At 63.9% G+C, this 22788-nt stretch carries 24 protein-coding genes and 2 tRNA genes; 8 read left to right on the top strand and 18 right to left on the bottom strand.

Annotated elements, in window-relative coordinates:
* Positions 1-25 precede the first annotated feature (25 nt).
* The 5 genes from CK498_RS01855 to CK498_RS01835 all read right to left on the bottom strand — a co-directional run bounded on the left by CK498_RS01855 (position 26) and on the right by CK498_RS01835 (position 4631).
* On the bottom strand, positions 26-886 hold the full coding sequence (locus CK498_RS01855) for a cytochrome c oxidase subunit 3 (protein ID WP_095619149.1): 861 nt from the start codon (positions 884-886) through the stop codon (positions 26-28).
* A complete protein-coding gene (locus tag CK498_RS01850; RefSeq protein ID WP_095619565.1) occupies positions 883-1449 on the bottom strand; it encodes a cytochrome c oxidase assembly protein in 567 nt (188 codons plus the stop codon). The genes CK498_RS01855 and CK498_RS01850 overlap by 4 nt, the downstream gene beginning before the upstream one ends.
* Before the next feature lie 54 nt (positions 1450-1503).
* Positions 1504-3150, bottom strand: a complete 1647-nt coding sequence (ctaD, locus tag CK498_RS01845) for a cytochrome c oxidase subunit I (RefSeq protein ID WP_095619148.1) — start codon at positions 3148-3150, stop codon at positions 1504-1506.
* A 52-nt stretch (positions 3151-3202) separates the two neighbouring features.
* Positions 3203-4318, bottom strand: coding sequence for a cytochrome c oxidase subunit II (coxB, locus tag CK498_RS01840; RefSeq protein WP_095619147.1), 1116 nt, complete (start codon positions 4316-4318; stop codon positions 3203-3205).
* Positions 4319-4457: 139 nt separating this feature from the next.
* Positions 4458-4631, bottom strand: a complete 174-nt coding sequence (locus CK498_RS01835; protein ID WP_095619146.1) for a DUF2970 domain-containing protein — start codon at positions 4629-4631, stop codon at positions 4458-4460.
* Between the two features lie 137 nt (positions 4632-4768).
* On the opposite strand from CK498_RS01835, the gene CK498_RS01830 reads away from it, so the two are divergent.
* A complete protein-coding gene (locus CK498_RS01830; RefSeq protein ID WP_095619145.1) occupies positions 4769-5116 on the top strand; it encodes a hypothetical protein in 348 nt (115 codons plus the stop codon).
* An 8-nt stretch (positions 5117-5124) separates the two neighbouring features.
* Here the strand turns inward: CK498_RS01830 and CK498_RS01825 are convergent, their stop codons facing one another.
* Together CK498_RS01825 and CK498_RS01820 are read right to left on the bottom strand one after the other, a co-directional pair.
* The gene (locus tag CK498_RS01825; protein WP_095619144.1) at positions 5125-5853 is read right to left on the bottom strand and encodes an LrgB family protein; all 729 of its coding nucleotides are present in this window, start codon (positions 5851-5853) and stop codon (positions 5125-5127) included.
* Complete coding sequence (locus tag CK498_RS01820; protein WP_095619143.1) at positions 5850-6215, bottom strand: CidA/LrgA family protein; 366 nt, start codon at positions 6213-6215, stop codon at positions 5850-5852. The genes CK498_RS01825 and CK498_RS01820 overlap by 4 nt, the downstream gene beginning before the upstream one ends.
* A 151-nt stretch (positions 6216-6366) precedes the next feature.
* On the opposite strand from CK498_RS01820, the gene CK498_RS26080 reads away from it, so the two are divergent.
* Positions 6367-6522, top strand: a complete 156-nt coding sequence (locus tag CK498_RS26080) for a hypothetical protein (protein ID WP_176475686.1) — start codon at positions 6367-6369, stop codon at positions 6520-6522.
* A gap of 64 nt (positions 6523-6586) precedes the next feature.
* Here CK498_RS26080 and CK498_RS01815 read toward each other — a convergent pair.
* From CK498_RS01815 to CK498_RS01805, 3 genes are all read right to left on the bottom strand, one after another.
* A tRNA-Pro gene (locus CK498_RS01815) sits at positions 6587-6663 on the bottom strand.
* Between the two features lie 8 nt (positions 6664-6671).
* Positions 6672-6761: transfer RNA gene (locus CK498_RS01810), tRNA-Ser, on the bottom strand.
* Between the two features lie 64 nt (positions 6762-6825).
* Positions 6826-8535 carry a potassium/proton antiporter gene (locus CK498_RS01805; protein WP_095619142.1) on the bottom strand — a complete coding sequence of 570 codons (1710 nt, stop codon included), beginning with the start codon at positions 8533-8535 and terminating at the stop codon, positions 6826-6828.
* Positions 8536-8735: 200 nt separating this feature from the next.
* Here CK498_RS01805 and CK498_RS01800 point away from each other — a divergent pair, with 200 nt between their 5' ends.
* Positions 8736-9950, top strand: coding sequence for an ABC transporter substrate-binding protein (locus tag CK498_RS01800; RefSeq protein WP_095619141.1), 1215 nt, complete (start codon positions 8736-8738; stop codon positions 9948-9950).
* Between the two features lie 54 nt (positions 9951-10004).
* On the opposite strand, the gene CK498_RS01795 is transcribed toward CK498_RS01800, so the two are convergent.
* From CK498_RS01795 to CK498_RS01785, 3 genes are all read right to left on the bottom strand, one after another.
* Positions 10005-10784: an alpha/beta fold hydrolase gene (locus tag CK498_RS01795; protein ID WP_095619140.1), complete on the bottom strand. Its 780-nt coding sequence runs from the start codon at positions 10782-10784 to the stop codon at positions 10005-10007.
* A 29-nt stretch (positions 10785-10813) separates the two neighbouring features.
* Positions 10814-11497, bottom strand: a complete 684-nt coding sequence (locus CK498_RS01790; RefSeq protein ID WP_095619139.1) for a 7-cyano-7-deazaguanine/7-aminomethyl-7-deazaguanine transporter — start codon at positions 11495-11497, stop codon at positions 10814-10816.
* A gap of 110 nt (positions 11498-11607) precedes the next feature.
* Positions 11608-13518, bottom strand: coding sequence for a propionyl-CoA synthetase (locus tag CK498_RS01785; RefSeq protein WP_095619138.1), 1911 nt, complete (start codon positions 13516-13518; stop codon positions 11608-11610).
* 284 nt (positions 13519-13802) lie between these two features.
* On the opposite strand from CK498_RS01785, the gene CK498_RS01780 reads away from it, so the two are divergent.
* A complete protein-coding gene (locus CK498_RS01780) occupies positions 13803-14120 on the top strand; it encodes an ArsR/SmtB family transcription factor (protein ID WP_407645816.1) in 318 nt (105 codons plus the stop codon).
* 29 nt (positions 14121-14149) lie between these two features.
* On the opposite strand, the gene sohB is transcribed toward CK498_RS01780, so the two are convergent.
* Positions 14150-15196, bottom strand: coding sequence for a protease SohB (gene sohB, locus CK498_RS01775; RefSeq protein WP_095619136.1), 1047 nt, complete (start codon positions 15194-15196; stop codon positions 14150-14152).
* Between the two features lie 199 nt (positions 15197-15395).
* On the opposite strand from sohB, the gene CK498_RS01770 reads away from it, so the two are divergent.
* Positions 15396-15707 (top strand): SCP2 sterol-binding domain-containing protein, encoded by a 312-nt coding sequence (locus CK498_RS01770; protein WP_095619135.1) that lies wholly within the window; start codon positions 15396-15398, stop codon positions 15705-15707.
* Between the two features lie 26 nt (positions 15708-15733).
* Here the strand turns inward: CK498_RS01770 and nudC are convergent, their stop codons facing one another.
* The 4 genes from nudC to CK498_RS01750 are packed head-to-tail and all read right to left on the bottom strand — an operon-like array spanning position 15734 to position 18509.
* Positions 15734-16516, bottom strand: a complete 783-nt coding sequence (gene nudC, locus CK498_RS01765) for an NAD(+) diphosphatase (RefSeq protein ID WP_095619134.1) — start codon at positions 16514-16516, stop codon at positions 15734-15736.
* Complete coding sequence (gene dnaQ / locus CK498_RS01760) at positions 16516-17280, bottom strand: DNA polymerase III subunit epsilon (protein ID WP_095619133.1); 765 nt, start codon at positions 17278-17280, stop codon at positions 16516-16518. The genes nudC and dnaQ overlap by 1 nt, the downstream gene beginning before the upstream one ends.
* Positions 17281-17311: 31 nt before the next feature.
* A complete protein-coding gene (gene rnhA, locus CK498_RS01755; RefSeq protein WP_229358924.1) occupies positions 17312-17767 on the bottom strand; it encodes a ribonuclease HI in 456 nt (151 codons plus the stop codon).
* Entirely contained in the window at positions 17760-18509 is a 750-nt protein-coding gene (locus CK498_RS01750) for a methyltransferase domain-containing protein (RefSeq protein ID WP_324615488.1), read from the bottom strand. Before CK498_RS01750 ends, rnhA begins: the two co-directional genes overlap by 8 nt.
* Positions 18510-18688: 179 nt before the next feature.
* Between CK498_RS01750 and gloB the strand changes: the two genes are divergently transcribed.
* The 3 genes from gloB to CK498_RS01735 all read left to right on the top strand — a co-directional run bounded on the left by gloB (position 18689) and on the right by CK498_RS01735 (position 22784).
* Complete coding sequence (gene gloB, locus CK498_RS01745; protein ID WP_095619131.1) at positions 18689-19450, top strand: hydroxyacylglutathione hydrolase; 762 nt, start codon at positions 18689-18691, stop codon at positions 19448-19450.
* A gap of 43 nt (positions 19451-19493) precedes the next feature.
* Positions 19494-20672: a transglycosylase SLT domain-containing protein gene (locus CK498_RS01740; protein WP_095619130.1), complete on the top strand. Its 1179-nt coding sequence runs from the start codon at positions 19494-19496 to the stop codon at positions 20670-20672.
* Positions 20673-20828: 156 nt separating this feature from the next.
* Positions 20829-22784 (top strand): extracellular solute-binding protein, encoded by a 1956-nt coding sequence (locus tag CK498_RS01735; RefSeq protein ID WP_095619129.1) that lies wholly within the window; start codon positions 20829-20831, stop codon positions 22782-22784.
* The last annotated feature ends 4 nt before the right edge of the window (positions 22785-22788 follow it).

Below are 22788 nucleotides of genomic sequence, written 5' to 3'. Positions count from 1 at the left end.
GCCCGGTGACAGCTCAGCGCATTTCTCAGAACACGTAGACGAACAGGAACAGACCGATCCACACCGCGTCGACGAAGTGCCAGTACCAGCACGATGCCTCGAAGCCGAAATGGTCGTGACCGCCAAAGTGACCGCGCTGAATCCTCACGAACATCACCGCCAGGATGGTAACACCGATTATCACGTGCAAGCCGTGAAAGCCCGTCAACATGAAGAAGGTGGCGCCGTAGATACCTGCCTGGAGGGTGATCCCGTAGTGAGTCACCGCCTGATAGTACTCGACGCCCTGAATCACGACGAACACGAAGCCCAGCAGCAGTGTGGCGATCAGCCAATTGCGACAGGCGGCGCGATTCCCCTCCTTGAGCCCCTCGTGGGCAATGGTCAGGGTTATGCTCGAGGCCACCAGGATCAGGGTGTTGACCAGCGGCAGCTGCCACGGATTCATCACCTCGCGCGGCCCGCTGACGCTGGGGTCCGGCGGGCTCATCAACGGCCAGGTCGCCGAGAAGTCGGGCCACAACAATGCCGCCACGCCCTTGGCCCCCTCGCCGTCGAGCCACGGCAACGCAAACACGCGAATATAGAACAACGCGCCGAAGAAGGCGGCAAAGAACATCACCTCGGAAAAGATGAACCAGCCCATGCCCTGGCGGAAGGAGCGGTCCATCTGGGCGTCATAGAGCCCCTGGCGCGATTCCATCACGACATCGCGGAACCACAGCGCCATGACTGTCAGCACGCCAATCAGCCCCAGTGACATGACGATGGTGCCATTGCCATGTACCAGCGACATGCCGGCGCCGATCATCATCACACCCAGCGCTAGCGAGCCCAGCACCGGCCACTTGCTGGTTGCGGGTACGTAGTAACTGCCACCACTCATGCATCACCTCCTGGTGCCGGCGCTGCCTGCGCCTGTAATTGTGCTTTGTCCTCGTCCACCGGGTACAGCGTATAGACCAGCGTCACGGTATTGACGTCTTCCGGCAGGTCGCGGGTCAACTGAAACACCAGCGGCAGCTCGATGCGCTCGCCGGCCTCGAGGCGCTGCTCTTCGAAACAGAAACAGTTCACCTTGCGCAGATGACGCGATGCCCGCGACGGAGAGACACTGGGCACTGCGCGCCCCGATTGAGCGACCCCACTCCGATTGGTAAAAACGAAGTCGATCTCGGTAGGCTGACCAGGATGCACCCTGACCTGGCGCTGTTCGACATCGAGTATCCACGGCAAGCCCGAGCCCGAACGGGTAATGAACTGTACCGTCACCCAGCGTGACTGATCGACCTCCTCGCTGATCAGTGACTGGGCACGCTCGTCGACCTTGCCGTTGACCCCGGTAATGCGACAAAAGACGTCATAGAGCGGTACCAGCGCAAAGGCGAAGGCGAACATCCCGATCAACACCAGGACACTGCGGAATACCGTACGTTGAACTGGATTCATCATGCCGACTCTCCTTATGCCTGCCGCTGTAATAACTGGCAGGCGTCAAGGCGTTCAGTGCTGTACCGGCTTGAAGTCCGGCGGCGTTTCGAAGGTGTGCAGCGGCGCCGGACTGGGCACGGTCCACTCGAGGTCTTCCGCCCCATCCCAGGCCTTGGCCGGGGCTTTGACGCCACCGCGCACGCACTTGATGATCACCCATACGAAGATTAGCTGGGAGAAACCGAACAGGAAGGCCCCCAGGCTCGACACCAGGTTGAAGTCGGCGAACTGCAGCGCATAGTCCGGAATCCGCCGCGGCATGCCGGCCAGCCCCGAGAAGTGCATCGGGAAGAAGGTCAGGTTGACGCCGATCACCGACAGCCAGAAGTGCCACTTGCCGAGGATTTCGCTGGGATAGTGCCCCGTCCACTTAGGCAGCCAGAAGTAGACCGCCGCCATGATCGAGAACACTGCCCCGGGTACCAGCACGTAGTGGAAGTGCGCCACCACGAAGTAGGTATCGTGGTACTGGAAGTCGGCCGGGGCAATGGCCAGCATCAGCCCGGAGAAGCCGCCGATGGTGAATAGCACCACGAAGGCCAGCGCAAACAGCATCGGTACCTCGAAGGTGATCGAGCCACGGAACAGCGTGGTGATCCAGTTGAACACCTTCACCCCGGTGGGCACCGCGATCAGCATGGTGGTGTACATGAAGAACAGCTCGGCGGCCAGCGGCAGCCCCACCACGAACATATGGTGTGCCCAGACCAGGAAAGAGAGCACCGCGATCGACGCCGTGGCATAGACCATCGAGGCATAGCCGAACAGCCGCTTGCGGGCGAAACAGGGAATGATCGCCGAGACGATACCGAAGGCCGGCAGGATCATGATGTAGACCTCGGGATGCCCGAAGAACCAGAACAGATGCTGGAAGAGCACCGGGTCACCGCCGCCGGCGGCATCGAAGAAGCTGGTACCGAAGTTGATGTCCATCAGCATCATGGTGATCACCCCGGCCAGCACCGGCATCACTGCGATCAACAGGAAGGCGGTGATCAACCAGGTCCATACGAACAGCGGCATATCCATCATGCGCATGCCCGGCGCACGCATGTTGAGGATGGTGGCAACGATGTTGATGGCGCCCAGGATAGAACTGACCCCGGCGATGTGCAGCGACAGGATGAAGAAGGTGGTCGACGGCGGCGCATAGGTGGTCGACAGCGGCGCATAGAAGGTCCAGCCGAAGTTGGGTCCCCCGCCCGGCATCAACAGCGTCGATAGCAGCAGGATGAAGGCCACCGGCAGCAACCAGAAACTGAAGTTGTTGAGACGCGGCAGGGCCATGTCGGGGGCGCCGATCTGCAGCGGAATCATCCAGTTGGCAAGCCCGGTAAAGGCCGGCATGACCGCCGCAAAGACCATGATCAGGCCGTGCATGGTGGTCATCTGGTTGAAGAACTCGGGATTGATCAGGTTCAGCCCCGGCTGGAACAGCTCGGCGCGCACCACCAGCGCGAAGATCCCGCCGACGAAGAACATAATCAGCGAGAAGATCAGATAGAGGCTACCGATCTCCTTGTGATTGGTGGTCAGCAGCCAGCGCATGATGCCGCGCGGCTGGGGGTGATGGTCATGATCGTCGTGCACCTGACCGCCGGCCGTGGCGGTCGTGCTCGAGTGTTGCAAACTGTGATGGGGCGGCAATTTGGGAGCCATCGCACATCTCCGTTATCGTTGTCTGGTGGCAGAGAGACGTTTGGGTGATCGTCTATTCGAGTAGCTCGACGATCTCTGCGGGCTGCACCGCATCGCCGGTGTCGTTGCCCCAGGCATTGCGGCTGTAGGTCACCACCGCAGCCAGCTCGACCGGGTTGAGGTTGCTACGGAATGCCGGCATCGCCGTACCCGATACGCCGTTGAGCACCACATCGACATGCCAGTCGACGTCACCGATCAGCTCCTGGTTGCCGGCTAGTGCCGGGAAGGCGGGCGGTGAACCGCCGCCATCGGCCTGGTGACAGGACGCACAGATCGAGCCGTAAACCTGCTCGCCACGCTCCATCAGCTCGGCCATTTCCCATTCGCGGTCGACGCCCATGGCCTCGGCTTCGGCGGCCTCTTTGCGCTCAGCAAGCCAGTCATCGAAGTCATCCTCTTCCATGGCGTGCACCACGATCGGCATGAAGCCGTGATCCATGCCGCACAGCTCGGCACACTGGCCGCGGTAGATGCCCGGCTCGTTGATGCGCACCCAGTTCTCGTTGATGAAGCCGGGAATGGTGTCCTGCTTGACGGCGAAATCCGGCACCCACCAGGAGTGAATGACGTCATCGGCGGTCAGCAGGAAGCGCACCTTGCGGTTGATCGGCAGCACCAGCGGCTCATCGACCTCGAGCAGATAGTGCTCGCCGCGCTCCTCGTCGCCGGCAATCTGAGCACGCGGCGTACTCATGTTGGAGTTGAAGGCGACATCCTCACCGAGATACTCATAGCGCCAGCGCCACTGCTGGCCGGTAATCATCACGTCCAGCTCGGCATCCGAAGCGTCGTACATCTTCTGCAGCGTGGCGGTGGCCGGCACGGCCATGCCCACCAGGATCAGCAGCGGCACCGCCGTCCAGATCACCTCGACGGTGGTGTTCTCGTGGAAGTGCGACGACTTGGCACCCTTGGAGCGACGGAACTTGAACAGCGAGTAGAACATCACACCAAACACCACCACACCGATGACCACACAGATCCAGAAGATCGTCATGTGCAGCGAAAAGATCTCGGTGCTGAGATCGGTCACCCCGACGGGCATGTTCCAGCCATTGGCCTGAGCCAGCGATGCGCCCCCCAAGAGCGATCCCCCACCCGTGATCAATGCGAGCAACTTGCGCATTGGCTCCTCCTTACTTGTTTTTGCTCATACCGGCGGCGCAACCGACGTGCAATATTAGGTGTGTCTTGTCGCGATATAGAAGAGCATCTGCCGTCGAAAGGCAACCCCCGCCCCTCAACGCTGACAGCGGCTGACGACCTCAACCGGCCAGGTAGATGGCGAGTGCCGCAATCACCACCACGAACACCACCCCCATCAGCAAGCCCACCAGAATAAAGGCTCCCGGCTTGCCGTGCTCGAAGTCGTGCTGGCGCTGGCGCTCTTTCTGAACGCCGAAAAACGCTGCCAGTACCGATTTGATAACCCTCCACATAGCCTCTCCTCACGACTAAAGTTCGATGCCGAATTTGACCCGCATCAGCAAAATGGCGCATCGCAGCATCCGCCACTCGTCGCCGCCCCCCGGCAGACTATACTGCTCAGGATACCCCATGCTACCGGGAGGCCAGCATGACACCGACGACCAAGCACCCACCTTCAACCACTACGCCGCTGACTCAGCTATGGCTCGAACAGTGGCTGGCTACTAACGCCCCGGTGGCGCGCCTGCAGCTACAGTGGCTCAAGGCCATGGATCAGATAATCGAGAGCGAAACCACCTTCATGCTCGCCTGCCTCAACGCCAACCTGCGTATCGGCGAATGCATGCTCGACCCCGACCGACTGCACAGCGACAGCGCACTGGGCGATTGCTATGAGGAGATCATGAACGAGGTGACCGAGGCCAGCCTGGCACGCCTCGACAAGGTCACCGAGCTCTCACACGAGTTCCGCCGACAGCTCTGGGAAGAGCTGTGAGGCCGCGCTCACAACCCTAACAGCGTGGTCATCAAGGGCAGCAGAAAGGCCGTCAGCAGTCCTGTCAGCGCCATGCCCAGGCCAGCGAAGGCTCCGGCCATGGCGCCCATCGAGGCAAAGCAGTGGGCGGTGCCAAAACCGTGTGCGGCGAGCCCCATGGTAAAGCCCTGCACGCTGGGATCCTCGATGCGCATCAGACGCAAGATCCACGGCCCAAGTGCACAGCCCACTGACCCCGTCAGCAGTACCAGCCCCGCCGCCAACGACGGAATACCGCCGACCTGTTCGGCGATCCCCATGGCAATCGGCGACGTCACCGAGCGTGGTGCCAGGCTCAGCAATGTCTCCGGCGCCGCCCCCATCAATGCCGCCAGGCCGATCGTCGAGCCCACCGCAGTGACGATACCCGCGCAGCAGGCGAGCAGGATCGGCATCAGCATTGCACGCACTCGCTCGAGATGATCATACAGCGGGATCGCCAGTGCCACCGTGGCTGGCCCCAGCAGGAAATGAATGAACTGGGCGCCTTCGAAGTAGGTCGAGTAGTCGATGCCGGCGAGCAGCAGGAAACCGATCAATAGCGCGATACTGAGAATCACCGGGTGCAACAGCGGCGTCCCACCCATCTTGCGATTGAGCCAGCTGGCGGTAATGAAGGCCACCAGCGTGGCCAGCAGCGACACCAGCGGATGGCCGGAGAGGTAGACCCACAGCTGATCGAGGGCAACGATGTTCATGCGCCAGTGCCGCGACGCAGCCGGCGCTGGCTGAGCCAGCTCATGACCTTGGCCGTCACGGCCAGGGTCAACGCCGTGGACACCACCAGCGTCACACCGATCACCCATAGGTCGGCCATGATCAGCTGCGCATGCACCATCACCCCTACCCCGGCGGGCACGAACAGCAGCGTCAAATAGCGCAGCAGACCTTCGCCGCTGTGGCGCAGCGCCGATGGCACACGACCGTGGATCATCAGCGCCAGCAGCAGTACCAGCATGCCCAGCACCGGGCCGGGGACCGGCACCGCCAGGCCTCTGGCCAGCAGCTCGCCGATGAACTGACAACCCAGCAGCAGACTCATTCCCACGATCAACGGCATGGCAGCACTCCCGGAGCAGGCGCGATGATGATTGGAGGCGGTATCACTGGCATCCATCGAACAATGGTAATGCAAGTGCGCGACGTGCAACATGCAGCATAGGCGCCGGAGCGCGCCACGCCCATCACGCACCGCCAACCGAGGAGACATGATGACCGTCAAGACGACACGCTGGGCAATATTGGTGATTGGCACCCTACTCGGGGTATACGGCTGGGCCACCTACAACCCGGTAGCCTTCGTCGGCCTGGCGCTGATGGTGCTGGCCGCAGCGCTGCACTTGACCCGCCATCGCGGGCCACGCTGACACCCGCACAACGAAAAACCGCCACCCGGCATGACCCGTGAGTGGCGGTTTATCTGAATCCATCTGGTCGGAGCGACAGGATTCGAACCTGCGACCTCTGCAACCCCATTGCAGCGCGCTACCAAGCTGCGCCACGCTCCGATCGTGAGTGGCGGAGGGACAGGGATTCGAACCCTGGAAGGGCTTTCACCCTTGCCGGTTTTCAAGACCGGTGCATTCAACCGCTCTGCCATCCCTCCGGCTCACGGCGCAGAATATTACCAGTTTCTCACCGCAGGTCAAGGGCTTGTTTGCCATCAGTGGTTATTGATAGAGCCGCAGACCGACCTTGGTGATGCGATTACCCTCCATCTCGCTCACCACCCAGTGAAAGCCGTGCCAGCCAACGTCATCGCCCACCACCGGGTGGCCGCCGACCCGCAGCGACACGAACTCGCCGAGCGTCATCTCCTGCTCACCGGGACTCAAGGTCAAGCCATAGGCCGCTGCCACATCGCTCATCAGGGCATCGGCGTCGAGGGTGAAGGTGCCGAAAAAGGCCCGCTCGCGCTTGAGCTTGGCATCGCCGTTGAACAAGCGGTTGAGGGCCGGCAGGTCACCGGTGCGGCCGATCACACAGACCACGTCGCCGAGCATCAGGCGGGTACTGCCCTTGGGGTGAAGCATGGCGTGCTGGCGAAACAGCGCCGAGATCAGCGCTCCGGAGGGGAAGCGCAGCAGGCGGATCGGCACGTCATCGAGGTCTTCGTTGTCGACATGATAAACGAACATCTCGTAATCATTCTCCGGCAACACTCCAAGCGGCCCACGCCGATTGGGCGTCACCCCCAGCGGCACCTCGACCTTCATCCAGCTCGCCATCAGCGAAATCGTGCCGCCCTGGATCAACAGTGACATCAGCACCACTGCGAAGGCCACGTTGAAGTACAGCGAGGCATTCTCTACCCCGCCGATCACCGGAAAAATCGCCAGCACGATCGGCACCGCACCGCGCAACCCTACCCATGAGATAAAGCCGATCTCGCGCCAGCGGAACTTGAAGAACGGCTTGATGCAGATCAGCACCGCCAGCGGCCGCGCCACGAAGATCAACGCCAGCCCCACCAGCGAGGCCGGCAGTGCATACTCGAGCAGATCGCTGGGGGTGACCAGCAGCCCCAACACCAGGAACAGGCCAATCTGGCTCAGCCAGGCCAGCCCATCGTGCACCGGCAGGATGAAATTGAGGTGGCGCCCTGGGCGATTGCCGATCATCAAGCCGCACAGGTAGATGGCCAGGAAGCCACTGCCACCCAGTACGCTGGTCAAGCCGAATACGCAGAAGCCCAGCGCCAGTGCCAGCAGCGAGTAGAGTCCTGGGGCCAGGTCGAGGGAGCGCAGCAGCTTGGCAATCAGCCAGCCACCACCGAGACCAATCGCCAGACCGAAGCCGAACTGCTCGATCAGAAACAGCAGCGTCTGGGTGATGCCGCCAATATCACCCACCAGCAGCTCGACCAACATGATGGTCAGGAAGATCGCCATGGGGTCGTTGGTACCCGACTCGATCTCCAGCGTCGCCCCGACGCGCTCATTGAGATTGATCCCGCGGCCGCTGAGCATCGAGAACACTGCCGCGGCATCGGTGGAACCGACGATGGCCCCCACCAGCAACCCTTGCGTCAGAGTCAGGTCGAACACCCACATGGCCAGCAAGCCGATGATGCCGCTGGTCAGAAACACCCCCAGCGTGGCCAGCGACAACGCCGGCTTGAAGCCGACGCGAAAGGTCTTGAGCCGCGTACGCAGGCCGCCGTCGAGCAGAATCATCGCCAGTGCCAGGTGGCCGATCAGAAACGCCAGCGAATAGTCGTCGAACTGAATGCCGAGCAGACCCTCCTCGCCGGCCAGCATGCCCAGCCCCAGAAAGATGATCAGCAGCGGCAGGCCAAACAGCGACGACAGACGGCTGGCCAGAATGCTCAGGGCAATCAAGAAGCCGCTGAGCAGAAAGAGAGAATTGATGCTATCCATGGCCTGCGTACGCGAGCGAAAGGTTATTCGAGTATGCCACAGCGCCTGCGCGACGGCGATTAGGCAAGGCGATAGTCCTACACTTTCAATAGCTTGTACAAACTCTGCCGAGCTAGTGGCTAGGCATCAGCCGTCACTCAAGGATACAATCTTGCTGGCCGGCCTCGTCGCCGGCCTTCGACTCGCCGCTGGAGACCTGGATGACGACCCTGCGCAATCGCAAGGCCTGGTGGGTACTGCTCGCCGCTATCGCCGTGACCCTTGGTTTCCCGACGGTCGCCCTGGGCGATGACCAGGATGGTGCCGATACTCCGGCCGCGATACTCGAGCCAGTAACGCAAATCGGCGAGGAGGCACTGCCCGCCAGCCAGCGCAACCCAATCCCCTTTATCGACCCGGCGGCCCTGCCCTTTGCAGCCCAGCACCCGATCCTGTTCGAGGTCTTTCCACGCCCCGAGCCGGCACCGCTCGATGAGTCGGTGCCGTCGATCACACTGCGCAATCCCGAGCCCATCGACCCGCCCCCCCTCGACGAGCTGCGTATCGTGCTCGACTGGTACCTGAGCCCCCAGCATGCCGCGCTGCTGGTTGCGCAAGCGCGCGGCGACTTCACGCGTTATGGGCTGGACGTCACCCTCAACGTACCCGCCGACCCTAGCCTGCCGCCCAAGCTGCTCGCCGCGGCGCGCGCCGACCTGGCGCTGGGCCGCCAAGCCCAGCTGCACATGCTGGTCGACCAGAAACTGCCGCTGGTGCGCGTCGCAAGCCTGATACCCACGCCACTGAGCAGCCTCATCGTGGCGGCCGAGGGCGACATCGATACACTCGCCGACCTCGCCGGCAAGCGCATCGGCTACGCCCTCGACGACAGCCTGTCGCCAATACTCTCGGGCATGCTCGACCAGTACGACATCGGCCTCGACGACCTGGTCCTCGACTACGTCAACTTCAGTCCCGCCCAGGCACTGCTCGAGGGACGCGTCGATGCGCTGATCGCGCCATTGCGCCACGTCCTGCCCCACCATCTCGACGAAGAAGGTCTCAGAGTACGTGGCTTCAGCGTCGAGGCCTACGGCATCCCGCGCCACGACGGCCTGATCCTGATGGCCAATCGCAACACCCTGGCCAGCCAACGCAGTGAGATCAAGCGCCTGCTCAATGCCCTGGAAGATGCCACCGAGTGGGCCCTCAATCATCCCGACGACGCCTGGGAGCTGATCACCGGCCACTACCCCACGCTTGCCACCGCCATCAACCAGCGTGCCTGGCCGGACACCCTGCGCCGCCTGGCGCTGCGTCCGTCCGCACTGGATGCCAAGCGCTATGCGACGCTACAGAACTATCTCTACGAGCGAGGTCATATCGCCAGCCGCCACCCGCTCGAACGCCTGGCCGTAGACCTCCACGCGCCGTGACCGCGGCGGCGACAGTCAATGCTTCGAGGTTCGCCCGCCGGACTAAGCGCCTGCTTAGCCCTCGACGGCCGCTATGAAGTCGTTGACCGCCGCCTGAAAGTCGCTGGGCCGCTCGGCATGCAGCCAGTGGCCTGCATCGAGGGTCACCACCTCGGCGCGGGGTAGCAGTTCGCGCAGCCCCGGCAGCATGGCATCGCTGACGTAGTCCGAGCGCCCTCCGCGCAGCACCAACGCCGGCCCCGGGTAGGCACCCTCGCCGTCCGGCACGTCGCGGATCGCCTCATAGGCCGCCTCGATGTGCTCGAGGCCCAGCCGCCAGCCCATGCGCCCGTCTTCGCCACGCGCCAGGTTGGTGGCCAGGAACAGTCGCGTACCCTTGTCCTCGACGTGCTCGGCGAGCAGTGCATCGACATCGCGGCGATTACTCGGCGCATGCGCCTCGACGTGATGCATGGCTGCAAAGATGGCATCGTGACCGTGGCCATAGCGCACCGCCGCAATGTCGGCGACGATCAGCGAGACCACTCGCTCGGGGGCCCGTCGTGCCAGCGTCATGACCACCTTGCCGCCCATCGAGTGGCCAAGCAGATGGCAGCGCTGAATGCCCAGTCGGTCGAGGCAGGCCAGCAGGTCGTCGGCCATCTCGGCATAGCGCATCCCCGCGGCGTGCGGCGAGCGTCCGTGATTGCGCAGATCCACCGCCACCACGCGACGCTTGCGCTGCCACTGCTTGACGTGGGAGCGCCAGTTATCGGCACTCCCCATCAGGCCGTGCACCACCACCAGCGGGATACCGTCTCCGCCGGTATCGACTGCGTGCAATTCAACGCTCATGGGCTCTCCTTGGAATCATTGGGCGCCGGCTAACGAACCTCGCCAGCGGCGCTCGGTGCGAGGTCGCGGTGGCCGGTCCAGTCGACCAGCCGGCGGCTCAGCCAGGCCAGCAGCAGCCCATACAGCGGCAGGAAGAACAGCAGACTGATGGCCAGCTTGATGACGTAGTCGACCCAGGCAATCTCCAGCCAGTTGGCGGCCATGAAGGGGTCGGGGCTGTGGTAGAAGGCGATCGAGAAAAACGCCATGGTATCGGCCAGGTTGCCGAACAGCGTGGAGATCGCCGGCGCCACCCACCACGCCTTGAGATGGCGCAGGCGATCGAAGACATGAATATCCAGCAGCTGGCCGAGTACGTAGGCCATGAAGCTGGCCAGGGCGATGCGCGCCACGAACAGGTTCCACTCGCCGAGACCCTCGAGGCCAGCGAAGCTGCCGCGGGGAAAGATCACCGATACCAGGTAAGAGATCAGCAGCGCCGGCACCATTACGCGAGTGATGGTGGCCCGCGCCTGGGCCTTGCCGAACAGCCGCACGGTGAGGTCGGTGGCGAGGAAGATGAATGGAAAGCTGAACGCACCCCAGGTGGTATGCAAGCCGAATAGCGTAAACGGCAGTTGAACCAGGTAGTTGCTGGCGGCAATCACCAACACATGAAAACTGACCAGCGCCAGTAGGCAGCGCCGGGCCTGGCGCGGGGAGAGATGGAACATGCAGCACCTTTTTGTGATCGAGGGGTGAGGGAACCCTCATGGAACGGCACGACGCCACGCAGGGCGTGGCGTCGTCTATGTCCCTAGTATACCGGTTGACGGCGGCGCGGTCAGCCCTGGCGCGCCTGGCTGGCCTGGCCCAGCTCGCGCTCGCACATCGCCGCGTGCACATCCTCGAGGCTGCCGGGATCATCGATGGTCGACGGTATCCCGAAGCGTTCGCCGTCGGCGATGGTGCGCAACAGCTTGCGCAGGATCTTGCCCGAGCGGGTCTTGGGCAGACGCGGCACCACCAGCACCTGCTGGAAGCAGGCAATCGGACCGATCTGCTCGCGGACTCGCGCGACAAGGGCCTGTTCGAGGGCCGCCTCATCGCCATCGAAGCCGTCCTTGGGAATCACCAGCCCTACCGGCACCTGGCCCTTGAGCGCATCGTGGATACCGATTACGGCACACTCGGCGACGGCCGGGTGGGCACCCACCACTTCTTCCATCTCGCCGGTGGAGAGGCGGTGGCCGGCAACGTTGATGACGTCATCGGTGCGGCCCATGATGAACAAGTAGCCGTCGGCATCGAAATAGCCGCCGTCGCCGGTCAGGTAGTAGCCGGGGAAGGCCGCCATATAGGCGCTGTGGAAGCGCTGCGGATCGTGCCACACGCCAGTCAGGCAGCCCGGCGGCAGCGGCTGGCGAATCACCACCGCGCCCTGCTCACCCACCCCAGCCGGCTCGCCTTCGGGGTCGAGGACCCGCACGTCGAATCCCGGCACCGGATAGGTCGCCGAGCCGGCCTTGGTAGGCATCGGCGCCAGGCCCTGCAGGTTGGCAGCGATCGGCCAGCCGGTCTCGGTCTGCCACCAGTGGTCGACCACCGGCACCTCGAGCAGGCCTTCGAGCCAGTGGAAGGTCGGCGGGTCGAGGCGCTCGCCGGCCAGGAACAGGGTGCGCAGCGAAGAGACGTCATGACGCGCCAGCCAACGCCCTTCCGGGTCCTCCTTCTTGATCGCGCGAAACGCCGTGGGTGCGGCAAAGAAGACTTTGACCCGATACTCCTCGATCAGCCGCCAGAATGCTCCGCTATCCGGCGTACGCACCGGCTTGCCCTCATAGACCAGGGTGGTGCAGCCGGCCAGCAGCGGGGCGTAGACGATATAGGAGTGCCCCACCACCCAGCCGACATCCGAGGCCGAGCAGAACACCTCGCCGGGCTGCATGCCGTAGACCACCTCCATCGAGTAGTGCAGCGCCACCGCATGGCCGCCGTTGTCGCGTACCACGCCCTTGGGTTTGCCGGTGGTACCCGAGGTATAGAGGATATACAGCGGATCGCTGGCCTTGACCGGTACACAGTCGGCCGGCGCGGCATTGGCCACCAGCGTGCGCCAGTCATGATCCAGCGCCCCCAGCTCGGCCTCGCCCACGTCGCGCTGCAGAATCACGCAGGCCTCGGGGCGATGTTCGCTGAGCGCGAGTGCCGCATCGAGAATCGGCTTGTAGGCGATCACCCGGTCGACCTCGACGCCGCAGGAAGCGGCCAGCACCACCTTGGGCTCGGCGTCATCGATGCGCACTGCCAGTTCGTGTGGGGCGAACCCGCCAAACACCACCGAGTGCACCGCCCCCAGTCGCGCACAGGCGTACATCGCCATCAACGCCTCGGGCACCATCGGCATGTAGATCACCACCCGATCCCCCTTGCTGACGCCAAGCCCCGCAAGCGCCCCGGCCAACCGCGCCACCTCATCGCGCATCTCGCGATAGCTGTAGCGCGCCTTGCTGGCGGTGACCGGCGAGTCCCACAGCACCGCCGGCTGGTCGCCACGACCATTCTCAACATGGTGATCGAGCGCCGCATAGCAGGTGTTCATCTCGCCATCGACGAACCAGCGGGCATGCCCCTGAGCGTCATAGTCGAGCAGCGTGGTGGGTGGGGTGAACCATGGGATACGCTGGGCCTGCTCGCCCCAGAACTGGGCGGGCTGGTCGATGGCGTGGCGATAGACGGAGGAATAGCGACTCATGGGAGCTCCCGGGGCTGGCAACGAATTGTTGACACTCTAGAAGCTAATCGCGTGCATTTCTCTCATACCATCGGCTATTAGGCCAAGGCCGCGCACAATTGTTGACAATAACACGATAGAAACGCAATAGAACCAACAGATTACAAAGAAACATTGATTCAGCGTTAACTTATTGTTGCCGAAGGAGTGGCGAAGCGCTTAAACATTTACTAAATGATTAGATAGCGCTGATTCCGGTGTCGTCCAGCACTACAACAAGATTCTACCTATAAGGAGAGATGACCATGAGCACTCGCCACGCCGCCGCCCAGCTGCTCGATGCCGGCGACTCGACCCTTGCCGATGCCACTGGCCTGCTCAAGGCCATGGCCAACGAGAACCGACTACGCATTCTTTGCCTGCTCGATGACAGCGAGCTCTCGGTCTCCGAGCTCAATGGCAAGCTCAGCCTAAGCCAGTCGGCGCTATCGCAGCACCTGGCGATCCTGCGCCGCGAGAACATGGTCAGCACCCGACGCGCATCGCAGACGATATATTATTCACTGCACGGCGATCACGCCCGGCGTGTCATCGATACCCTCGCCGCTTTGTATCGCAACTGAATCGCATCGCGGCTGAACCGCCACCAAGCTCAACGCCGCAGCCAACGACTGGCGTCGAGCGCCTCCAGGGTGCGTTCGACGCCGCGCTCGACGCCCTGCGAGACGGCAAGCCCCAGGCGTTCTCCCAGTCCTCGACGCGCCTCGAGACTGACCTTGAACACCCTGGCCTCGGCCATGCGCTCGAACAGATAGGCTTCGCTGGTACCCACCTCATCGGCCAGCCCATTCTGCACTGCCTCACTGCCGTACCAGATCTCGCCGGTGGCCACCGCCTCGATGTCGAGCTGCGGCCGACGCGCCGCCACATACTCCTTGAACAGACCATGGATGCCTTCGAGATCCTCGATAAACTTCTCGCGCCCCTCCTCGGTATTCTCGCCGAACACCGTCAGGGTGCGCTTGTAACGCCCCGCGGTCATCACGTCGACATCGATATCGTGGCGCTTGAGAAGCCGGTGTACGTTGGGCAACTGGGCCACCACGCCGATCGAGCCCAGCACGGCAAAGGGCGCGACCCGCAACCGCTGGGCGGTACACGCCATCATGTAGCCGCCGCTGGCCGCCACCTTGTCGACACATACCGTCGTGGCGATGCCCGCATCGCGCAGGCGATCGAGCTGGGCCGCCGCCAGACCGTAAGCGTGTACCAGGCCGCCCGCAGACTCCAGCAACACCACCACCTCGTCGCCCGCCTCGGCCACCGCCAGCAGCGCCGAGACCTCCTCGGCCAGACGCGGCGTGGCCGAGGCTCTGATATCGCCATGAAACTCGATCACCCAGACGCTGCCGGTCAGCGCCTGCTCGCCATGCTTGCGACGCTGCTTCTCCTCGCGACGCCACGTCTTCATCGAGCGCTTGCGATCAGTTGGCGCCAAGCGGGCCAGCTGCAGGCGCTGGCGGCGCGACCGATAGCGACCGTTGAGCTCATCGATGCGCAGTTGGCGACTGCGCTCGCTGCCGGTCTGCCGCGCCCGCCCCAGCAGCGCCACCCCGGCCACCACCAACGCCGCCACGATACCCAGCAGCACCAGCCACTGGAGTACGAATAGTAAGATGTCGCCAATCCCGTCGCTCAAGACACTCTCCTCAATCAAATCTGCTGGCCTCGTCAAAGTGCTGGTACGAGCGGCCATTGTGACTTTATCGTTAGTCTGGGCGACCATCCGAGCATGGCCGCGGCACTTGCCTTAAACGATCGTTTTAAATACGCTCATGATAGCTGCCGGACTCTCCGCAGCACCACTTACTCGCGCACGTTCAGCACAGGACACCCACATGGACAACCCCATCATCGACAAGCTCCAACAACGCTTCGACGCCAACGCCGCGGCAGGCATGGACGATATCTTCCAGTTCAACTTCAGCGATGCCGACGACTATTACCTGGTGGTCAAGGATGGCAGCCTCGACGTCCAGCAGGGCGAGCACGACGACCCTTCGGTGACACTAGCCATGACCACCGACACCCTCAAGGGCGTGATGAACGGCGAGATCAATGGCATGACCGCATTCATGACCGGCAAGCTCAAGGCCACCGGCAACGTCATGCTGGCCACCAAGCTCACCAGCCTGTTCCCCAACCGCTGAGCGTCTCGAGCCCACCGCCGGCGGGGTCAGCCGTCGCCCCTGGCAACCGCCCGCAGGTGCGACTCGATCAGCGCCCGCGAGATCGAGTAGTGCGGCGGCAGCTGCGGCAAGCGCCGCGGCGAAAACCAGGCCGCATCGGCGATCTCATGCTCATCGATGCGAATCCGCCGGCTGGCCGCCTCGGCGAAATAGCCCAGCATCAGCGCATGCGGGAACGGCCACGCCTGGCTGCGGTAGTAGCTGATCCGCCCGACGCTGACCCCGACCTCCTCCAGCACCTCGCGGCGCACCGCCTCCTCGGCGGACTCCCCAGGCTCTATGAACCCAGCAAGTGTCGAATAGCGCCCCACCGGATAGCGTGGACTGCGCGCCAGCAGCATGGCATCGCCGTGGGTCACCAGGGTGATGATGCACGGCGAGATGCGCGGATAGTTGCGATGACCACAGCTGTCGCAGTGCATCGCAAATTCATGGGAAAGATGCCGCGAGGGACTCCCGCAGCGCCCGCAGAAGCGATGATCACGCCACCAATTGGCCACCTGCAGCGCGGTCGAGAGCAGCGCAAACCAGCCTTCGGGTAGCCGTGCCAGCCACTCGCGCCCGGCATGCCAGGTGTGCTGCGGGTCAGGCGCTTCACCGAGGCGCAGGGCTACCGGCACGTCGTGCCAGTAGCCCAACGGCAGGTCGCTTTCGCGCCAGGCCTGGGCGGCGAGTAGCGGCGTGCCACCTTCGCCTTCTGCAACCTGCCCCTGGGCCACCCACAGCAGATATCCGCTGGATGCACCGCGAGGCAGCTCACGACGCAACATCAGCCATGCTCCGGTGGCGTGGCCGGCCAGCCGCTGAGCGAATCCCAGGCACACTCGCCGGCAGCCTGACGAATCGACTCGAGCTTGGTGAAATGCGCCGCCAGCTCCACCTCACTGGGCGCCACGGTGGCCAAGCGTGGACGCTCCGACGACAGCCGCCGGATCCCCACCGCACCACTCGCCGTGCCGCTATCGCCGCTCGTGCTGGAAGCATCGAGGCTCAGGGCCGTCTGGCCGCCGGTCATCGCCAGATAGACCTCGGCGAGGATCTCGGCGTCGAGCAGAGCGCCGTGCAGCACGCGCTGTGCGTTGTCGATCTCGTAGCGCTTGCACAGCGCGTCGAGATTGTTGCGCTGCCCCGGGTGCAGGTCCCGCGCCATCTTGAGGGTATCGAGGATCGCGCAGTGGTCGGCCACCGGACCCAGCTTGGGTGTACCACGCTGAGCGTTGAGCATGCTCAGCTCATGGTCGATGAAGCCCACGTCGAAGGCAGCGTTGTGGATCACCAGCTCGGCGCCGGCGATAAAGGCCCAGAAGTCATCGGCGATCTCGGCAAACAGCGGTTCGTTGGCGACCCGCTCATTGGTAATGCCGTGTATCTCCACCGCCTCGAGCTCGATCTCGCGCTGGGGGTTGATGTACTGGTGGTAGGTATTGCCGGTAAAACGGCGATTGACCATCTCCACCGCACCGATCTCGATCAGCCGATGGCCTTCCTTGGGATCGATACCGGTGGTTTCGGTATCCAGAATGATCTGACGCATACGGTCCTCTCAGATGGTTGGCGGGCAGCGTTCAGCCGGCGCTATTGGCATCGATGGCCTGGTTGGCCAGCTCATCGGCGCGCTCGTTGCCCGGATGGCCGCTATGGCCCTTGACCCAGTGCCACTCGATGCGGTGACGCTGAGTTTCCGCCAGTAGCTCGCGCCACAGCTCGGCGTTCTTGACCGGCTGCTTGGCGGCGGTCTTCCAGCCACGCTTCTGCCAGCCGTGGATCCACTCGGTGATGCCCTTGCGCAGATACTCGGAGTCGGTCCACAGCGCAACGCGACATTCGCGCTTGAGCTCGCGCAGCGCCATGATCGCCGCCATCAGCTCCATGCGGTTGTTGGTGGTCCTGGCTTCGAAGCCGTTGAGCGGTTTTTCATGGTCGCCGCTGATCAACAGCGCGCCCCAGCCGCCGGGACCAGGATTGCCGCGGCAGGCGCCGTCGGTATAGATGGTTACGCTGGGCAGTGCAGTATCACTCAAGGGGCGTTTTCCTGTTGGCGTGTCGGCCGACCCGGGTCGCGTGGCCCAGCGAGGCACCGCCCAGGGCATCCTTTAGCGAGAGCCGTGGACGCTGGATCTGGGCTCGCTGCAAGTGGCGCCGCGCGCGGATCATGAAGGTATCGCCGAGCGGCACATTGTGGCGCCGCCCCAGGGTCTCGAGGGTGGCATTGCGTGGCAGGCTGCCCGGCAGATGAAAGCCGCAGTAGTCTACCCGCTCGATCTCGAAATCGACAAACGCCAACCAGTCGCGCAGCCGCCCGGGGGTGCGCCAATGGCCGCGCCACGGCAACTGCTCACGGCGCCGCGACAGCAGCCGCGACAAGCCCGACACGCCGACCGGGTCCCAGCCGAAGATGATCAGCTCGCCGCCGTCGGCGGTGACCCGAGCCGCCTCCTGCAGCACATGGTGCGGCTCGGCCACCACCTCCAGCAGGTGATGCACCACCACCAGCTGCAGCGCGGCATCCGGCAACGGCAGCGCATGCGGCAGGCACACCAGCGTCTGCGGCTGCTCGGCCAGCTCGCGGGTCGGCGACCAGCGCAGCGCATGATGGATCGGCGACATGTCGCACAGCGGCGGGCCCATGCCCAGCTCCAGACTATGCTGTCCGAACAGCGCTTCGCAGACCGGCCCGATGCAGGCGCGTTCGGCCTGCCAGTGGGCCCGACCGTCCGGCGACGACCAGTAGCGGCGGCCGTCACGCACTAGCTGCGCCAACAATATCGTTATATCCGAATTTGACAGCGCCAGGGGTTACCTCCAGAGTAGCGGGTTTTGTAGCGATCCTGCACCGAGGCAGCGCTCGATTAGCGGAATTTCCTGCACGTTTCATGACTATAACGTGGGCTGCCTGACGGGTTAAGTCAGCGATGACCGACCGCCACCGAGGACAGTGACCAATGCTGAGCGTGACACCAATTCCGGCGTTGAGCGACAACTATATCTGGTTAATGCGCCAGAGCGACGCCAAGCGCATCGTGGTCGTCGATCCCGGCGACGCCGCCCCGGTGATCGAACTCATCGAGCGCGAAGCGCTGACCCTCGATGCCATACTGATCACCCACCATCATCACGATCATACCGGCGGCCTGGGCGAGCTCAAGCAGCGCTATCGCCCCCATGTCTACGGTCCTCCCGACATCGACGGCGTCGACAACGTGCTGGCCGACGGCGACCAGTGCAGCGTGCTCGGACGCCGCTTCGAGGTCATCGCCACCCCGGGACACACCCTCGACCACATCAGCTACTTTGCCGCCGGCATCCCGGCGCTGCTGTTCTGTGGCGACACCCTGTTCTTCGGCGGCTGCGGACGACTCTTCGAAGGCAGCCCCGAGCAGATGTACGCCTCGCTCAAGCGGCTCGCCGAACTGCCCGATGACAGTCTGGTCTTCGCCGCCCACGAGTACACCCTGGCCAACCTGCGCTTCGCCAAGGCCGCCGACCCCGACAACCCCCGACTCGACGAGGTGATTGCCCAGTGCCAGGCGCTGCGCGACCAGCATCGCCCAACGCTACCCTCTCACCTCGGCACCGAGCGCGACATCAATCCCTTCCTGCGCAGTGGCGAGCCAGCCCTGCAAGCCACCGCAGCGCATCACGGAGAAACGGATTCTCCGCTGGCCACCTTCGCCACCCTGCGCGCTTGGAAAGACAACTTCTGATGCTTATGGACGCCGTCATCAGCGCCCCAGAGGAACACCCAACATGACCTACCGAACGACGCGCCGCCTGGCCATGGGCCTGGCGGGTAGTCTGCTGTGTATCACCATCACCCTGAGCGCCGCAGGTGCGGCCGCGGAGTATCGTGTCGACGATATCCCACGTGGCTTCTCGGCGCCGACGTCATCTCAGCTCAACTTCTGGCACGCCCTGGCACTCAAGCCTGCCAGCCCTCAGGATGCCTGGGCACGCCTGCGCGACAGCTTCGCCTGGCAGGACGCACGGAACGATCCGCGCGTCGACGAGTGGATCGAGCACTACCGCTCGAGCCCCGAGAACATCGCCGAGATCACCGAGCGGGCGCGGCCCTGGTTGCACTGGATCACCGAGCAAATCGAGGCCCGCGACCTGCCTGGCGAGCTGGCCCTGATTCCGTTCGTCGAGAGCTCCTTCGACCCTGCGGCTCGCAGTCATCGCGGGGCCAGCGGGCTGTGGCAGTTCATGCCCGGCACCGGCGATGCCCTCGGTCTGTCACGTAACGGTGCCTATGATGGCCGCCTCGACGTGGTTGCCTCGACCCGCGCGGCACTGGACTACCTCGAACAGCAGGCCGAGGAGTGGTACGAAGGCGACCTGGAGCTCTCCATGGCGGCCTATAACGCCGGCGCCGGCACCGTCAATAACGCGCGTCGTGCCGCTGCCGCCCGCGGCGAGCCAGACGACTACTGGCACCTGCGTCTGCCCAGCGAGACCATGAACTACGTGCCCAAGCTGCTGGCCATCGCCACCATCATCGATGATCCCGAGCGCTACGCCGTCGAGCTGCCGGAGATCGAGGACACTCCGGTCTTCGCCAAGGTCGAGATCGAGCAACCCGTCGACCTCGCCCGCGCCGCCGAACTCGCCAAGATCAGCCGCGACGAGCTCCAGGCGCTCAATCCCGGTCTTCTCCAGGGCACCATCTCGCCCAACCACATGGCAGTGCTGCTGGTGCCCGTCGATCGCTATGACGACCTGGTCGCCGGCCTCGACAGCATCGCCCCGGGCGACGGCCCCGCGGGCTGGCAACAGTACGTGGTGCGCAACGGCGACAGCCTCTCGACGATTGCCTCGCGCTTCGGTACCAGCGTCGCCGAGCTGCGCGACTACAACGCCCTCAACGGCGACGTGATCCGTGCAGGCCAGACTCTACAGGTTCCCCAGAGCACTCTGGCCGCCAACTAAGCCCCTCCTTGGTGGCGACCCGATCAGGGTTGAAAGGCGTTGGACCAAGAGAGTTGTCAAAACGCCGAACGACTGACACCTTTGCGTTATGCTACTGCCATGCTGGCGGTCGCGGCGATGCCGCGCCCGTCGTGCGAAATGTCCAAGGATGTCTCGATGTCGATCGCCCTACCTCGTCACCCCACTCTACGTCCGTGGCTGCTGACCGCCCTGTGTGCCGTTGCACTGGGTTTCGCTCCTCTGGCCAGCGCCGAGCTGCCCGGGGCTGCGGCGGATTCGCCACCGCCCAGCGACGCCTCCACCGCACCATTGGACGCCGAGTCTGGCGACCTGCCAGGCGCCGCCACCGAGGCCGACGAGGTACCCACCGTCCACGGCCTGGCACTCTACGACGAGCCCGCGCTACCCGCCGACTTCAGCCATTTTCCCCACGTCAACCCCGAGGCACCCAAGGGTGGCAGCATGACCCGGGCGGCGGTCGGCTCGAGCTTTGACTCGACCAACCCCTTCATCATCCGCGGCACCGCTGCGATCGGCATCTCGCAGATCTACGACACCCTGCTGGAAGCCAACCCCAATGAGCCGTTCAGCCTCTACGGCCTGCTCGCCGAAGGCATTCGCCTCGACCCCGAGCGTCATTGGATAGAGTTCGACATCCGCCGCGAGGCGCGCTTCCACGACGGCGAACCGGTTACCGCCCACGACGTGGCCTTCAGCTTCGAGCTGCTGATCGAGCAGGGCAATCCCTTCTACAGCGGTTACTACGCCGAGGTGCAGAGCGTCGAGGCCCTCGACGACCACACCGTGCGCTTCGAGTTCGCCAGCAACGACTCCCGCGAGCTGCCGTTGATCATCGGCCAGCTCCCGGTGCTGCCCAAACACTACTGGGAAAGCCGCGACTTCAGCGCCCCGACCCTCGAGCGTCATCCGGGCTCCGGCCCCTACCGCATCGGCGAGGTTCAGCCCGGGCGCAGCATCACCTACGTACGCGACGATGACTACTGGGGCCGCGACCTGCCGGTCAATCGCGGACGCTATAACATCGACCGCCTGGTCTACGACTACTACCGCGACCGCGACATCGCTTGGGAGGCCTTCAAGGCCGGAGTGATGGACTATCGTACCGATGCCCGCGCTGCCACCTGGGCGATTGGCTACGACTTCCCGGCCTATCGCGATGGCCTGGTCAAGCGCCTGGCGATTCCCGACGTCAATCCTTCGGTGATGCAGGCTTTCGTCTTCAACCTGCGGCGCGACAAGTTCTCTGATCCAAGGGTGAGAGAGGCGCTATCGCTGACCTTCGATTTCCCGTGGCTCAACGCCAATATCTTCTATGACACCTACAAGCGTACCGAGAGCTTCTTCCAGAATTCCGAGATGGCCGCCGAGGGCTTGCCCAGCGACGCCGAACTCGAGCTGCTCGAGCCGTTCCGGGATCAACTGCCTGAGCGCTTGTTCGAGGAGCCGGTCCCCATTGAGCACCCGGATGATCTTCGTGAGCGCCTGCGCGTGGCCCTCGACCTGCTGCGCGAGGCCGGCTACGAGGTCGAGGATGGCGTACTGCGCCATACCGAGACCGGCCGCCCGTTGAGCATCGAGGTACTACTCTACGATAGCGGCCTCGAGCGGGTGGTGCAGCCGATGCTGCGCAATATGGCGCGCCTCGGCGTGCAGTCATCGATTCGCATCGTCGATATCAACCAGTACCTCAACCGGCTGCGCAGCTTCGACTTCGACATGACCACCGCGCACTTCCCGCAATCCAACAACCCGGGTAACGAACAGCGTGACTTCTGGACCAGCGCGGTCGCCGAGGTGCCCCAGAGCCGCAACCTGATGGGTCTACAGCACCCGGTGGTCGACGCGCTGGTCGAGCAGTTGATCCGCGCCGACAGCCGCGAGACCCTCAACACCCTGACCCGCGCCCTGGACCGGGTGCTGCTGTGGCAGTTCGCGATGATCCCCCACTACCATTCCGGCGAGACACGCATCGCGGTATGGGACAAGTTCGACTGGCCGGAACCCTACCCCAAGTACGGCATGGACCTGGATGCCTGGTGGGTGGATCCCGAACGTGAAGCCGAGATCAACCGTCGCGTGCGCCGTCGCTGACGCC

It is taken from the genome of Halomonas salipaludis (genome assembly GCF_002286975.1).
Lineage (GTDB): Bacteria > Pseudomonadota > Gammaproteobacteria > Pseudomonadales > Halomonadaceae > Franzmannia > Franzmannia salipaludis.
This window is presented reverse-complemented; position numbering and strand designations above follow the sequence as displayed.

Excerpts from the sequence above, each read along its gene's own strand:
- CK498_RS01785 (WP_095619138.1), bottom strand. The coding sequence starts at position 13,518 with ATGAGTCGCTATTCCTCCGTCTATCGCCACGCCATCGACCAGCCCGCC.
- CK498_RS01855 (WP_095619149.1), bottom strand. The coding sequence starts at position 886 with ATGAGTGGTGGCAGTTACTACGTACCCGCAACCAGCAAGTGGCCGGTG.
- CK498_RS01740 (WP_095619130.1), top strand. The coding sequence starts at position 19,494 with ATGACCTACCGAACGACGCGCCGCCTGGCCATGGGCCTGGCGGGTAGT.
- CK498_RS01795 (WP_095619140.1), bottom strand. The coding sequence starts at position 10,784 with ATGAGCGTTGAATTGCACGCAGTCGATACCGGCGGAGACGGTATCCCG.
- CK498_RS01835 (WP_095619146.1), bottom strand. The coding sequence starts at position 4,631 with ATGTGGAGGGTTATCAAATCGGTACTGGCAGCGTTTTTCGGCGTTCAG.
- CK498_RS01770 (WP_095619135.1), top strand. The coding sequence starts at position 15,396 with ATGGACAACCCCATCATCGACAAGCTCCAACAACGCTTCGACGCCAAC.
- CK498_RS01830 (WP_095619145.1), top strand. The coding sequence starts at position 4,769 with ATGACACCGACGACCAAGCACCCACCTTCAACCACTACGCCGCTGACT.
- CK498_RS01825 (WP_095619144.1), bottom strand. The coding sequence starts at position 5,853 with ATGAACATCGTTGCCCTCGATCAGCTGTGGGTCTACCTCTCCGGCCAT.
- ctaD (WP_095619148.1), bottom strand. The coding sequence starts at position 3,150 with ATGGCTCCCAAATTGCCGCCCCATCACAGTTTGCAACACTCGAGCACG.
- coxB (WP_095619147.1), bottom strand. The coding sequence starts at position 4,318 with ATGCGCAAGTTGCTCGCATTGATCACGGGTGGGGGATCGCTCTTGGGG.
- CK498_RS01800 (WP_095619141.1), top strand. The coding sequence starts at position 8,736 with ATGACGACCCTGCGCAATCGCAAGGCCTGGTGGGTACTGCTCGCCGCT.
- nudC (WP_095619134.1), bottom strand. The coding sequence starts at position 16,516 with ATGTTGCGTCGTGAGCTGCCTCGCGGTGCATCCAGCGGATATCTGCTG.
- CK498_RS01780 (WP_407645816.1), top strand. The coding sequence starts at position 13,803 with ATGAGCACTCGCCACGCCGCCGCCCAGCTGCTCGATGCCGGCGACTCG.
- gloB (WP_095619131.1), top strand. The coding sequence starts at position 18,689 with ATGCTGAGCGTGACACCAATTCCGGCGTTGAGCGACAACTATATCTGG.
- dnaQ (WP_095619133.1), bottom strand. The coding sequence starts at position 17,280 with ATGCGTCAGATCATTCTGGATACCGAAACCACCGGTATCGATCCCAAG.
- CK498_RS26080 (WP_176475686.1), top strand. The coding sequence starts at position 6,367 with ATGACCGTCAAGACGACACGCTGGGCAATATTGGTGATTGGCACCCTA.
- CK498_RS01850 (WP_095619565.1), bottom strand. The coding sequence starts at position 1,449 with ATGAATCCAGTTCAACGTACGGTATTCCGCAGTGTCCTGGTGTTGATC.
- CK498_RS01735 (WP_095619129.1), top strand. The coding sequence starts at position 20,829 with ATGTCGATCGCCCTACCTCGTCACCCCACTCTACGTCCGTGGCTGCTG.
- CK498_RS01805 (WP_095619142.1), bottom strand. The coding sequence starts at position 8,535 with ATGGATAGCATCAATTCTCTCTTTCTGCTCAGCGGCTTCTTGATTGCC.
- CK498_RS01790 (WP_095619139.1), bottom strand. The coding sequence starts at position 11,497 with ATGTTCCATCTCTCCCCGCGCCAGGCCCGGCGCTGCCTACTGGCGCTG.
- CK498_RS01820 (WP_095619143.1), bottom strand. The coding sequence starts at position 6,215 with ATGCCGTTGATCGTGGGAATGAGTCTGCTGCTGGGTTGTCAGTTCATC.